13 protein-coding genes and 1 pseudogene are annotated in these 13,308 nt (G+C 64.9%); 6 read left to right on the top strand and 8 right to left on the bottom strand.

The window, feature by feature from the left end:
- A pseudogene (locus AB4120_RS15990) lies at positions 1-159 on the top strand (hydrolase); the annotation flags it as partial.
- Between the two features lie 135 nt (positions 160-294).
- Positions 295-1,851, top strand: a complete 1,557-nt coding sequence (locus AB4120_RS15985; protein WP_441642569.1) for a M20/M25/M40 family metallo-hydrolase — start codon at positions 295-297, stop codon at positions 1,849-1,851.
- Between the two features lie 23 nt (positions 1,852-1,874).
- Here AB4120_RS15985 and AB4120_RS15980 read toward each other — a convergent pair whose 3' ends face one another.
- A complete protein-coding gene (locus AB4120_RS15980) occupies positions 1,875-2,588 on the bottom strand; it encodes a GntR family transcriptional regulator (RefSeq protein ID WP_149138493.1) in 714 nt (237 codons plus the stop codon).
- 138 nt (positions 2,589-2,726) lie between these two features.
- On the opposite strand from AB4120_RS15980, the gene AB4120_RS15975 reads away from it, so the two are divergent.
- The 4 genes from AB4120_RS15975 to AB4120_RS15960 all read left to right on the top strand — a co-directional run bounded on the left by AB4120_RS15975 (position 2,727) and on the right by AB4120_RS15960 (position 7,209).
- Positions 2,727-3,488, top strand: coding sequence for an alpha/beta fold hydrolase (locus AB4120_RS15975; protein ID WP_441642568.1), 762 nt, complete (start codon positions 2,727-2,729; stop codon positions 3,486-3,488).
- The gene (locus AB4120_RS15970; RefSeq protein WP_149138491.1) at positions 3,485-4,756 is read left to right on the top strand and encodes an iron-containing alcohol dehydrogenase; all 1,272 of its coding nucleotides are present in this window, start codon (positions 3,485-3,487) and stop codon (positions 4,754-4,756) included. Before AB4120_RS15975 ends, AB4120_RS15970 begins: the two co-directional genes overlap by 4 nt.
- 139 nt (positions 4,757-4,895) lie before the next feature.
- Positions 4,896-6,275 carry an MFS transporter gene (locus tag AB4120_RS15965; RefSeq protein WP_149138490.1) on the top strand — a complete coding sequence of 460 codons (1,380 nt, stop codon included), beginning with the start codon at positions 4,896-4,898 and terminating at the stop codon, positions 6,273-6,275.
- Between the two features lie 127 nt (positions 6,276-6,402).
- Positions 6,403-7,209, top strand: coding sequence for a sterol desaturase family protein (locus tag AB4120_RS15960; RefSeq protein WP_149138489.1), 807 nt, complete (start codon positions 6,403-6,405; stop codon positions 7,207-7,209).
- A gap of 21 nt (positions 7,210-7,230) precedes the next feature.
- Here the strand turns inward: AB4120_RS15960 and AB4120_RS15955 are convergent, their stop codons facing one another.
- From AB4120_RS15955 to urtB, 7 genes are all read right to left on the bottom strand, one after another.
- The gene (locus AB4120_RS15955; RefSeq protein WP_149138488.1) at positions 7,231-7,767 is read right to left on the bottom strand and encodes a dihydrofolate reductase family protein; all 537 of its coding nucleotides are present in this window, start codon (positions 7,765-7,767) and stop codon (positions 7,231-7,233) included.
- Between the two features lie 335 nt (positions 7,768-8,102).
- Positions 8,103-8,417, bottom strand: a complete 315-nt coding sequence (locus tag AB4120_RS15950; protein WP_149139343.1) for a zinc ribbon domain-containing protein — start codon at positions 8,415-8,417, stop codon at positions 8,103-8,105.
- Positions 8,418-8,454: 37 nt separating this feature from the next.
- Complete coding sequence (gene fmdA / locus AB4120_RS15945; RefSeq protein WP_144197549.1) at positions 8,455-9,687, bottom strand: formamidase; 1,233 nt, start codon at positions 9,685-9,687, stop codon at positions 8,455-8,457.
- A 51-nt stretch (positions 9,688-9,738) separates the two neighbouring features.
- Positions 9,739-10,428 (bottom strand): urea ABC transporter ATP-binding subunit UrtE, encoded by a 690-nt coding sequence (urtE, locus tag AB4120_RS15940; RefSeq protein ID WP_144197550.1) that lies wholly within the window; start codon positions 10,426-10,428, stop codon positions 9,739-9,741.
- 30 nt (positions 10,429-10,458) lie between these two features.
- On the bottom strand, positions 10,459-11,202 hold the full coding sequence (urtD, locus tag AB4120_RS15935; protein ID WP_441642567.1) for an urea ABC transporter ATP-binding protein UrtD: 744 nt from the start codon (positions 11,200-11,202) through the stop codon (positions 10,459-10,461).
- 12 nt (positions 11,203-11,214) lie between these two features.
- Complete coding sequence (gene urtC, locus AB4120_RS15930; RefSeq protein ID WP_262389707.1) at positions 11,215-12,351, bottom strand: urea ABC transporter permease subunit UrtC; 1,137 nt, start codon at positions 12,349-12,351, stop codon at positions 11,215-11,217.
- A 23-nt stretch (positions 12,352-12,374) separates the two neighbouring features.
- Entirely contained in the window at positions 12,375-13,289 is a 915-nt protein-coding gene (urtB, locus tag AB4120_RS15925) for an urea ABC transporter permease subunit UrtB (protein WP_092293926.1), read from the bottom strand.
- Between the last annotated feature and the right edge of the window lie 19 nt (positions 13,290-13,308).

Below are 13,308 nucleotides of genomic sequence, written 5' to 3'. Positions count from 1 at the left end.
AAGGAAACGTACGACGCCGTGACCGGCCTGGCCAAGCAACACTCGGGCGCCTACGGCATGGGCATCGACTACGCCTACACCATGGTCCACAAGGCCGCCCAGCGCACCCAGACGCCGCACGCGTCGATCGCCCCGGTGCACGCGCCGGTCATCGAGTAACCCCGCGCGGCACCATTCAGGAAGGCGGGGCGACAACACGCTGCACGCTGTTTGCAGTCCCGGTGCAGGCGTAGAATTCAAGTCCAAGCGGCGCAGTACCCGTGACATCTGCTCGAAAAAGACCAAAAGGACAAGATGAGAAACGCCTTCGCCCCCTGCCTGACCCTCTGCGCGGCTGCTATTGGCATATCCGGCCTATCCAGCCTATCCAGCCCCCTGGCACACGCGGCAACCCTGGCACCCGAAGCCGCCCAGCAGCAGGCGCAAGCGAGCTACCGCGAGTATCTGGATCTGCTCAGCATCCCCAATGATTCGGTGGCGCCCGAAGATATCCGGCGCAATGTGGCCTGGCTCGAGCAGGCATTCCGCAAGCGTGGATTCACGACCCAGCCGCTGGACAACGACGGCAAGCCGATGTTGTTCGCCGAGTATCCGGGCAAGCAGGCGTCGCGCAAGACCGTCCTGTTCTATATGCACCTGGACGGCCAGCCGGTCATCCCCTCCCAATGGGCGCAGAAGAGTCCGTGGACGCCTGTGCTGAAGAAGAAGGGCGCCAAGGGCGATTGGGAGGAGATCGACATGGCCAACCTGTTCTCGGGGGCGGTGGACCCGGAGTGGCGGGTCTTCGGTCGTTCCTCGTCGGACGACAAGGGGCCGATCATGATGCTGCTGGCGGCCATCGATGCGATGAAGGCGGCAGGCACCCAACCCGCGGTCAATATCAAGGTGATCCTGGACAGTGAGGAGGAGAAGGGCTCGCCCTCCATCGGCAAGGTGATGCAGGCCCATCGCGACCTGCTGGCCTGCGACGGCATGATCATCCACGACGGCCCCATGCACGCCACCAATCGCCCCACACTTATCTTCGGCAACCGCGGCGCGGCGAAGGCAAAGATCACCGTGTTCGGCCCGAAGGCGCCATTGCACAGCGGCCACTACGGCAATTACGTGCCGAACCCGGCGTTCCGGCTCGCGAGCCTGCTGGGTTCGATGAAGGACGACAGCGGTCGCGTCACCATTCCGGGCTACTACGCCAAGGTCCGTCTCGGCGATGCCGAGCGCAGGATCATGGCCGCCGTGCCTGACGACGAGAAAGCGCTGAAGGCCCGGATTGGCATCGCGCAAGCGGAGAAAGTCGGCGCCAATTATCAGGAGGCGCTGCAGTACCCGTCGCTGAATGTGCGTGGCATGGCCGCCGCCGCAGTCGGTGACAAGGTTGCCAATATCGTTCCGGACAAGGCCGAGGCCGAACTCGATCTGCGCACCACGCCGGACTCCGATGCCGCGTACCTCGGCAAGCTGATCGAGCAGTACATCGTCAAGCAGGGCTACCACCTTGTGAAAGGCACACCGACCGACGAGGAACGCGCGCGCTACGACAAGCTGGCGAGCTTCTCCTACCAGAGCGAAGGGGCGAATGCAGCAGGTTCGCCGATGGACTCCCCGGTCGCGAAATGGGCGTACCAGGGCGTCACCGGCACCTTTGGCACGAGCCCGGAGCCCGTCCGTATCCGCATGATGGGCGGCACCGTGCCGACGGCGGAAATCGTGGATGTACTGAACGTGCCGTTCGTGATCATCCCGCTCGTCAATGCCGATAACAACCAGCATGCCGCGAACGAGAACCTTCGGCTTGGAAACTATGTCAATGGCGTGCGCACGCTGTATGGGCTGATGAATGCGCCGTTCTGAGTATCAGGCGTTCGCTACGGGGGCTAGCGATAGTCCCCCAGCACCGTCGCGCGCGTAAATTCCTCGATATTGTCCAGCAGCGCATCGAGCGCTTCGCCTGCGCCATCGACATCGCCGCGCGCAATCGCCGAGGCGACCGTGGCGTGCAGCTTCGACATTGTTGGCAGGTCCGCCGCCTCTTTGTAGTGGAGATACCAGAAGCGGCGCGACAACCCGTGCATCAGCCGCATCGACCCCTCGGCAAACTCGTTGCGGGCAGCAACCAGACACAGTTCGTTGAACTCCCGGTCCGCGCGCACGAAGGCCACGTCGTCGCCACTGCGCGATGACTGCTCGAATTCCTTCGCCAGGCGCTTGAAATGATCGCGCTGCTCGGCCGTGGCGCGGCGTGCGGCGCAGCGGCAGATCAGTCGCTCCACCTCGCGGCGGGTCTCCAGCAGGCGAAGCTGCTTGGCTACGTCGATCGGCGCGATCAGCAGGCCGCGCTGCGGCAGCACCATGATCAGATGCTCGCGCGCCAGCCGCTGGATCGCCTCCCGGATTGGCGTACGGCCGATTCCCGTCATGTCGCTGAGCTGCAACTCCGACACGGAGCTACCCGGCGCCAGCTTCAACGTCACGATGGCTTCTTCTACCTGCTCGTATGCCAGGTCGGTCAGCTTGCCGCGCTGGCCTGGAGCCTCTTCAGGCTCTTGTACTGGCGCAGAACGGGCGCGCGTGGCGGGTTTTGAGGTCATGGGCCGGGATCTGGATGCACGGAAAACCCATTGTATATGAGCCGTACGCAACTCCTGTACAGGCTGGATTTCGCCCTTGCTTCCCGTCGGCTTTCTGCTACTATCCTTCTAATATATTAGATGTGTACCGGAGGAGACGTGACGGACGACGATGTCATAGCCGTGGGGGGCGGGCCGATCACCGTGGTGGCCGTCCATGGCATTCAGGGCACACGGGCTGCCTGGCTGCCGCTGGCACGGGAGCTGGCTGACCGATGCACCTTCATCCTGCCAAATCTGCCCGGGCGTGGCCTCGCGAAGGCGCCCGCCAGTGAGGACGACTGCACGCTGGATGCCTACGCACGTGCGCTGGGCCGGACGATTACCCGGCATGTCGACGGGCCGTTCGTGCTGGCTGGATGGAGCATGGGGGTATCCGTGGCGTTGGCCTATCTGTCACAGGCCCGCACGACGGCCGCGTGGCCGTCGCCCGCCGAGTTGCTGCTGGTCTCGGGCACGCCGTACCTCGACGCAGTGGCCTGGTTCCCGCCGTCGTCACCCGATGCGCTGCTGGAAGCGATCGCGACACGTGAACAACGGCTCGGGCTGCGCGAGGCCGCCGACCATCGCACCGTGGCGTGGACCTGGAACGCGATCCGGCGGACGGACCAGCGCGGCGAGCTGGCCCACATCACGACGCCGGCACGGGTCATCCATGGCAGCGAGGATGCCGACTGCCCGCTGACCCACGGCGCGATGCTGGCCGATGGAGTGCCGCGCGCCGAATTCCACGTCCTGCAGGGCGCCGGCCACAGCGTGCTGACCGAGCGGACCGAGGACATCGCTGCGTATCTGCGCAAGCAATGGTTCGCGCCAGCCGCAGCGCCCGGCACCAGAACATACCCACGGGAGACAGCATGAGAATGGAGGACCTGATCTATTTCTGCGCGCCGGCGCGCCTGATCATGGGCGCAGGCACCCGCGCGCAGCTGCCTGCGCTGCTGCAGCGGTTGGGCTATCGCCGTGGCCTGCTGGTCACGGATACGTTCTTCACTTCCGCCACCCCATGGGTCGAGGAACTCGTCGCCGCCGCACGCGCGCACGGCGTGGCACTGCAGGTCTATGACGGCGGCATGCCGGATCCCACGACCACGCTCTGCGACACCGCCACGGCGGCTATCCGGGCGCAGCGCAACGGCGAGCCGCTCGATCACGTTATCGCCCTCGGCGGCGGCAGCAATATCGATCTGGCCAAGGCCCTTTGCCTGAGCCTCCCCGACGGTAAACCGGTGCGGGACTTCATCGGCATGATCGACAGCGCCACGCCCATCCTGCCGATGATTGCGCTGCCCACTACCGCAGGCACGGGCTCCGAGGCCACGCCCGGGGCGATCCTGGTCGATCCGGAGAGCGCCACCAAGGTGGCCGTCATGGACAACCGCCTGCGGCCTGCGGTGGCATTGATCGACCCCGAGTTCACCTACACCTGCCCGCCACGGGTGACGGCCGACGCGGGCATCGATGCGCTGACCCACGCCATCGAGTCATACCTGACGCTCGACGCCGCCCGTTTCGACCGGGGCGGGGACCCTGATCCCGGCTATAGCGGCCGCAATGCCCTGACCATGCTGTTCGCGCATGAGTCGATCCGGCTGTGCAGCCAGTATCTGTTGCGCAGCTACCAACGCGGCGAGGACACCGAAGCGCGCATCGGCATGAGCCATGCAAGCCTCTATGCCGCGCTGTCTTATGGCAGCGCCGGCCTGAACGCGGTGCATGGCATCGCCTATGCCGTGGCGGGGCTGACGCATCGCTCGCACGGCACGACCAATGCGGTGATGCTGCCTTACGTACTCGATGCCCTGCGCGATGTGCGTGCTGGCGAGATGCTTGCCGTGGCCCGGCTGTTCGGGATCGAGGACCCCGATCCCCAAGTGGCCGTGGCGCGCCTGCCCGTCCTGGTGCGCGATCTGGTCCGTGACCTGGGTATTCCCACCACACTGGAGCAGTGCGGCATCGCGCAAGACGATCTGGAGCGGCTGGTGACGGACGCCCTCGGTGTGACGCGCCTCGCCAAAGCGTTTCCCGTGCCGGACGTACCGGCACGCTATGCCGCCATCGTCCGGCATGCCTGGCATGGCGATCTCTCCGCCGAAGCCCCGTCCATGGCGCCGCGCCGCGCCGCGTAGCACCGCATTTCCGCTGGACCGAACGATGCCGCTTCGCACGGCATGCCGTAAACCATAACTTGAACATCAGCAATGTCCAACTAATATATTACTAAAGCGCGCCGTCAAAGAGCGCGATTCACCTACACAGGAGACAACCATGGATATGTCAGCAGGCGCCCTCAGGCTGGAGGCCGGCGTAGCGGCGCGGCTGGAACGATTGCCGATGACGGGCTACCAGCGCTCGCTGTTCGGCATCATCGCCACCGCGTGGTTTTTCGATTCGATGGACCTCGGCCTCATGACGTTCGTGCTCGGCTCGATCAAGGCCGAGTTCGGCCTGACCGCCGCGCAGGCCGGCATGCTCGCCAGCTCGAGCTTCCTGGGCATGTTCCTGGGCGCCGCCATCGCCGGGCTGCTGGCAGATCGCTTCGGCCGCAAGCCCGTGTTCCAGGTCAGCATGATCTTCTGGGGCGTGGGCAGCCTGATGTGCGGGCTGGCTGACAACGTCACGACGCTGATGATCTACCGCGTGCTGCTTGGCTTTGGCATGGGGATGGAGTTTCCGATCGGGCTGTCGATGGTGTCCGAGCTCGTGCCGGCCAAGAGCCGCGGCAAGTACGTCGCCATTCTGGAAGGCTTCTGGCCGATCGGCTTTATCGCCGCCGGCGCGATGACGTATTTCCTGCTGCCGATGATCGGCTGGCGCGGCATCTTCATCGCACTGGCCGTGCCGGCGGTATTCGTGTTCGTGGTGCGCCGGATGGTGCCCGAATCCCCGCGCTGGCTTGAGGATGTGGGACGCAAGCGCGAAGCCGACGCCGTGATGGCTGGCATCGAACAGCGTGTGGAGCGCGCCTGGGGACGCGCCTTGCCACCGGTCGCCACGACCTACGGGAGTGCGCAGCCGGCCAGCCGGAAGGCGCGCTTCATGGAACTCTGGTCAGGCCCCTATGCGCGCCGCACGATCATGCTCTGGTCGGTCTGGTTCTTCGCGCTGCTCGGTTACTACGGCCTGACCACCTGGCTCGGGGCGCTGCTCCAGCAGGCCGGCTATGCGGTGACCAAGTCCGTGCTCTACACGGTCTACATTTCGCTGGCGGGCATTCCCGGGTTCATGTTCTCGGCATGGCTGCTCGAGAAATGGGGCCGCAAGCCAACCTGCGCGCTGATGCTGCTCGGTAGCGCCGTCGCCGCGTATGCCTATGGCCAGGCGGCGGTGCACAAGGTGCCGGTGGAGCAGTTGATCGCCGCCGGGCTGTGCATGCAGTTCTTCCTGTTCGGCATGTGGTCGGTGCTCTACGCCTACACCCCGGAACTCTATCCCACGCGTTCCCGTGCCACCGGCTCTGGCTTCGCCTCGTCGATCGGCCGCATCGGCTCGCTGGCGGGGCCCTATCTGGTTGGCGTGCTGCTGCCGGTGACCGGGCAGGGCGGGGTGTTCACGCTCGGGGCGATGTCCTTCGCCGTGGCCGCCGCGATGGTGCTGATGCTGGGCGTGGAAACACGCGGCAGGGCGCTGGAGGAAGTCTCTCAATAACGATTCGCCGCGCGGCCAGCGTGCCGCGCCTGACAGGGCCCCTGTGCGACAGGGGCATTTTTTGGATCCTCGCACTTTTATATCCAACTGATATGTTAGTGCGACGGACTTTACCGGAGATGCAATCATGATGACTGAACGCCAACGCCAGTTCAGGGAGCAATACAAGGCCGACATCAGCCCGCTTTATAACGGGCTGCTGCACATCACCGTGATCTACGGCGTGGGCATCGCCGCGCTGTACTGGGCGATCCAGCGGCTGCACAATGTCACGTGGGAATGGGCCTTGATCCTGCCGGTGTTCCTGGCCGGCAACTTCGTCGAATGGTTCATGCACCGCTACATCATGCACCGCCGGATCGACGTGTTCGCGCTGCGCGCCATCTATGAGCGCCACACGCGCCAGCATCACCAGTATTTCACCGACCAGGAACCCACCATCGATACCACGCGCGAGTTCCGCATCGTGTTCTTCCCGTGGCGCGTGCTGGCGACGCTGGGTGTGGGCGGCGGCGGGCTGGGCTATGTGGCGTCCCTGATCTTCAACGCCAACGCCGGCTACTTCGTGTTCATCACGATGGTGGCGCAGTACCTGGTCTACGAGACCTTCCATTACTGCTGCCATGTGCATGACAACTGGTTCGTGCGCAACATGCCGTTCGTCAACACCATCCGGCGCCATCACACCGCCCATCACAACATGGGCATCATGATGAAGTACAACATGAACCTGACGTTCCCGATCGCGGACTACATCATGGGCACCTCGGACCTGCGCCGCGGCCTGATCGGGCACCTGTTCAACGGCTACAGCGAAGCGCACGTCAAGGAAGAACTGAAGCCGGTGATCCAGAAGTTCCGCACCGACCATTCGCGGGTCACGCTCGACGGTCCGCTGCTGGACGACGAGGAGCGTCGCGCGATGGCGGCGTGACTGCCGGGCCGCTCCCGGTAATCAGCGCAACACGCGATAGGTCGACTGCACCAGGCCGGACGGAAAGTGCCGGCTTGATTCGAGCGCCAGGCTCACGTCATGCGGCAGGGCGCCGAACAACGGTCTGCCGGTCCCGATCAGCACCGGGACCGTGGTCACCACCATGTCAGCGATCAACCTGTCACGCAGAAACGACTGGACCACCTGGCCGCCATCGACATATACGCGGCGCGCGCCTTCGCTCGCCAGTTGCGCCATCGCGTCCGTGGGCGTGCAATCCGAGAAGCGCACCTTCCCCTGCAACGCCTCCGGCACCGGCGTGCCGGCCAACTGACGGGATAGCACCAGCACCGGTCTGTCGTAAGCCCACTCCCCCATGCCGAGGACCTTCTCATAGGTGCCCCGGCCCATCACGATCGCGTCCTTGTCGGCGATGAAGCTCGGGTAGCCATGGTCTTCGGCGGGGTCGTCCCGTTCCAGAAGCCAACCGATATCGCCATCTGGCCGGGCGATAAAGCCATCAAGGCTGGTGGCAATAAAGACGTGTCCTGTCGTCATCAATCACTCTATGGTCTTGTCAAAAATCGATGGAACTGAGGGCGGTGCAGCCACGCCGCGCACGCACCGCGCCGGCAGCGCAACATGAGCAGGAAGCTTAGCAGCATTGACATCGCCCACCTGGCCGGTGTCTGTCCAAGCTCGAATGGGGGTTGTCGTCGCCGACCCACCGATGAAGCCGCTGCGACGGAGCGACCGGACAAGGCCATGCAACCGTTTGTGATGCTGCCGCCATTCACGTTGGCTGAGGATCAACCAATGGCCAGCCAGGCCGGAGAGGAGCTGATCTGGACGCCCCAGCGGGTTCGCCGCGCTGGGGTCAGTCCCTGTCCTGCTCAGTGCGAGATCATCCAGGGCCTGCCGCCGGTGCTCCTGGCTACGTCGGGCTGGCCTGCGAGCTTCGGCTTTGCGCAGCACCCGCAGCCGGGTCCATGTCTCGATGATTCCTTCGGCGCAGCCGCGCTGCGTTCGTTGACCGCGTGGGCGGCCCGCGCCGACGCCGCCATGCTGGCGAGCGCCGGCGCGGCCACGAGTGCCCGTTCCGCGCCCATGCCGCAGTCGGGGCACATGGCAGGCGCATCGCGCCGCGCCATTGGCCGGATCAATGCAAACTCGCCGCACTCCTTGCACCGGTAGTCATAGGTAGGCATCGCCGCCCCGCTGAGTGGATTGCAACATGGTGCCGGCCTAGATCACGTCCGGCGACAGTGGCAGGTCAACGTCGCCCGTGATCATCCGCGTTGGCCCGCTGGCGCTGGGACGGATGTCGAAGTCGAAGATCTGGGTGGGCAACCACAGCGTGGCGCAGGCGTTGGGAATGTCCACCACGCCGCTGATATGCCCCTGCACCGGGGCAGTTCCCAGGATGGAATACGCCTGCGCCCGCGAGTAGCCGAACTTGGTCATGTACTCGATCGCGTTCAGGCACGCCTGTCGGTAGGCTACCTGCACGTCCAGATAGTGCTGCTTGCCCGCTTCGTCGACAGAGATCCCTTCGAAGATCAGGTAGTCGTTGTAGTTCGGCGTGATGGGGCTCGGCTTGAAGATCGGATTGCGGATGCCGTACTTGGCCATGCCGCCCTTGATCAGCGACACGCGCATATGCACCCAGCCGGCCATCTCGATTGCGCCGCAGAACGTGATTTCGCCGTCGCCCTGCGAGAAATGCAGGTCGCCCACGGAGAGCCCGGCGCCATCCACATACACCGGGAAGTACACCTTGGCACCGCGTGACAGGTCCTTGATGTCGCAGTTGCCGCCATGCTCGCGCGGCGGCACCGTGCGGGCGCCCGTGGCGGCGGCCTGGTCGCGCGCATCGCCCTGCAGCTTGCCCATGTGCGCCGTGGCGGCGAAGGGTGGATTCGCCAGCGGTGGCACTCGGTCCGGTTGGGTGGCGATAAAGTCCATCTCCCGCTTGTTCCACGTCTCGAGCATGGCCTGGTCCGGCAGGCAGCCAATCAGCCCGGGATGGATCAGTCCGGCGAAGTTCACGCCGGGAATATGCCGCGACGAGGTGTACAGGCCATGGAAATCCCAGATGGACTTCTGCGCCTGCGGAAAATGATCGGTCAGGAAGCCGCCGCCGTTCTGCTTCGAGAAGAACCCGTTGAAGCCCCACTGGCTGTCAGGCTTCGCGCCAATGTCGAGCAGATCCACCACGAGGAGGTCGCCCGGCTCTGCGCCTTCCACGCCCACCGGGCCGGTCAGGAAGTGGACGATGGAGAGGTCGATGTCACGCACATCGTCGGCCGAGTCGTTGTTCTTGATGAAGCCGCCGGTCCAGTCGTAGGTCTCCAGGATGAAGTCCTCGCCGGGCTTGACCCAGCAGGCCATCGGGATATCCGGGTGCCAGCGGTTGTGGACGTTGGGGTTCTCGTACGGCGATTCGGCCAGATCGACCTTGATCAGGGTATCCGTCATGACGTTTGCCTCCTGGTGGCGGTGAAGATGTGGGGAAGATGCGGGTGGCGTTCAAACCGACAGCAGTTGCCGGATGTGCGCCACATCGGTGCTGTGGCGCTGGGTCTCGTGCACGAAGCGGCCGCCTTCGATGACAAGCAGCCGGTCGGCCACGTCCATCGCGAAGCTCAGCACCTGTTCGGAGAACACGATAGTGATGTCGCGCGTGCGCCGGATCTCGTTCAGCGCGCGCGCAATGTCCTTGATGATCGATGGCTGAATGCCCTCGGTGGGCTCATCCAGCAGCAGCACCTTCGGGTTGCTGACCAGCGCGCGGGCGATGGCCAGCTGCTGTTGCTGGCCGCCGGAGAGGTTGCCGCCCTTGCGCCGCCGCATGTCGAACAGCACCGGGAACATCGCGAAGATCTCGTCTGGAATCCGCCGCATGCGGCTTTGCTCCATGCCGGTGAGGATGTTCTCCTCCACCGTCAGGTGCGAAAAGATCATGCGGCCCTGCGGCACATAACCCAGGCCGGCGCGCACGCGGCGATAGCTCTCGTCGTGCGCCACGTCGCGGCCATCCACGGTAACCTGGCCCGAGCGCACCGGCAGCATGCCGATCATCGCCTTGAACAGCGTGGTCTTGCCCATGCCGTTGCGGCCCATGATTGCCACGGTCTCGCCTTGCGCTGCGGAGAAAGACACACCGTGCAGCGCCTCACTCTGGCCATAGTTCACCACCACGTTGTCCACGGAAAGCATGCGGGATTCTCCTTTGGCGAGTTGGCCGCGTCAGTGGCCAAGGTAGACGTCGATCACGCGCGGGTCGTTCTGCACCTGGGACATCGAGCCTTCGGCCAGGATGCGGCCCTGGTGCATCACGGTGACCTTGTCGGCAATGCGCTGCACGAAGTCCATGTCGTGCTCGATCACGATCACCGCGCGGCCCTTGCTGATGCGCTTGAGCAGCTCGGCGGTCAGTTCGCGCTCGCGCACGCTCATGCCGGCGATCGGTTCGTCCAGCATCAGCAGTTTCGGGTCCTGCATCAGCAACATGCCAATCTCCAGCCATTGCTTCTGGCCGTGCGAGAGCTGGGCCGCCTCGCGCTCCAGGGCATCGTCGAGCGCGATCTCCGCAGCCACCTCGGCCACGCGCTGGCGCTCCGCCTCGGTGGTGCGAAGCGTCAGCGCGCCCAACACGCTGCGGCCGCGGGGGAACGAGACGGCCAGGTTCTGGAACACGGTGAGGTTCTCGTAGATCGAGGGCGTCTGGAACTTGCGCCCGACGCCGGCGCGCACGATCTGGTATTCGGGCAGGCCAGTCATCTCGCGGTTGCGAAACTTGATGCTGCCGCCGCTGGCGCGCGTCTTGCCGCAGATCAAGTCGAGCAACGTGGTCTTGCCGGCACCGTTCGGGCCGATGATGACGCGCAGCTCGTCGCGGTCTACGTAAAGCGTGAGGTTGTCGATGGCCTTGAAGCCGTCGAACGACACGGTCAAATCCTCTACCGCCAGCATGAAGTCGGTATTGCTCATGGTGTCTCCGGGTCAGGCCGTCTTGGCCGGCAGGGCTTCCGGCTTGGGCGGCGTGGGCGGCTCGGCGGCTCGGTGGCGACGGCTGACGTACTTGGCGTAGAGCCCTGCCAGCCCGTCGGGGAATGCCACCACCACGCCGATGAACAGCGCCGCCATCAGGAACAGCCACAGATCCGGAAAGCTCTCCGAAAAGTAGGTCTTGCCGGCATTGACCAGCAACGTCCCCCATACGGCGCCCACCAGGCTCATGCGCCCGCCCACCGCAGCGAAGATCACCATCTCGATGGACGGCACGATGCCGACGAACGACGGCGACATGAACCCGACCTGCAACGTGAACATGGCCCCGCCGATGGCTGCCAGCGCGGCCGCGAGGCAAAACACGAACACCTTGAACATCGACACGTCGTAGCCCGAGAACCGCACGCGGTCTTCCTTGTCACGCATCGCCAGCAGCAGCACGCCGAGCTTGCTCTTCTGGATCCAGCGGCACAGCGCGATGGCCCCGAACAGCAGCGCCACGGTTACGAAGTAAAGAATCAGCCGCGCACTGTCCGTGCGGATATCCCAGCCGAGCACGGTCTTGAGGTCGGTGATGCCGTTCACACCGCCGGTATAGCCCTGCTGCCCGATGATCAGCACCGACAGGATGAGCGCCACCGCCTGCGTGATGATGGCGAAGTAGACGCCGCCCACGCGGCGCCGGAACATCGCCACGCTGATGACGAATGCCAGCAGGGCCGGCACCACCACCACCCCGATCAGTGCGACCGGCAGATGGCGGAACGGCTCCCACCACCATGGCAGTGCCGTAAGCTGGTTCCAGTCCATGAAGTCCGGAATGCCAGGCGTGGACTGGATGGCGGTACTTTTCACATCCGATGCCTCCAGCTTGAGGAACATCGCCATGGCGTAGCCACCGAGGCCGAAGAACACGCCCTGGCCCAGGCTCAGGACGCCGCCGTAGCCCCACAGCATCACCAGCCCCACGGCTACGAAGGCGTAGCTCAGGTACTTGCCGATCAGGTTCAGGCGAAACACGTCGAGTGCAAGCGGCATGATTACCACCAGCACGAGCGCCAGCAGCGCGTAGCCGGCCCATGCGCCGCCTATGCCGCGCAGCCGTTGCAGTCGGGAAGAATTGGACATGGTCTTTGCTCCTGGCATGGCGGTCAGCGCCGTACCGCCGGGGCGAACAGGCCCTGCGGACGAATCATCAGGATAGTCACGATCAGCAGCAGCGTCAGCACCCGCGCCATCGAACCGGTCATGAAGAACTCGGTGATGGACTGCATCTGCGCGATGCCGAAGGCCGACGCCACCGTGCCGGCGAGGCTCGCTGCCCCGCCGAAGGTGACCACGAGGAAAGAGTCGACGATGTACAGCGCGCCGCTGGTGGGGCCTGTGGAGCCGATCGTCGTGAATGCCGCACCCGCCACGCCCGCAATGCCACAGCCGATGGCGAAGGTCAGGCGGTCGGTGCGGCGCGTATTGATGCCGGCCGCGTTGGCCATCGGCCGGTTCAGCGTCGTGGCGCGTACGCGCAGCCCCCAGCGTGACCGGTACAGTGCGAGCCAGACCAGACCTGCCACACACAGCGTGAGCGCCATCACGAACAGGCCGTTGATGGGGATGTCGAGCCCGGGCGCGGGTGACCATGAACCCATCAGCCAGTCGGGCAGGGTGGGGCTGACTTCCTTGGGGCCGAAGGTGGAGCGGAAAGCCTGCTGCATGCCGAGCGACAGCCCCCAGGTGGCCAGCAGCGTATCGAGCGGACGCTTGTAGAGATGCCGGATCAGCGCCCATTCGGCCAGCCATCCCGCGCCGAACGCGATGGCGAACGCGGCGCAGATGGCGATGGGGAAGTAGTAGGGCATCCACGTCGGCGCCAGGCGCTCCACCGTGGTGGAGGCCAGGAAGATGACATAGGCGCCAATGGTCATGAACTCGCCGTGCGCCATGTTGATGACGCCCATCTGGCCGAAGATGATGGCCAGCCCGAGCGCCATCAGGAGCAGCACCGAGAACAGGCTCAGCCCTGCAAAGCCCTGCATCAGGCCGATGTTCAGCATGTCCGACACGTTCATGACTCTGGCTCCGTGGATC

The sequence above is a fragment of the Cupriavidus sp. 2KB_3 genome, assembly GCF_052115685.1.
Classification (GTDB): domain Bacteria; phylum Pseudomonadota; class Gammaproteobacteria; order Burkholderiales; family Burkholderiaceae; genus Cupriavidus; species Cupriavidus campinensis.
The sequence above is the reverse complement of the archived record's forward strand: the minus strand, read 5'-3'. Positions and strand labels throughout refer to the sequence as shown.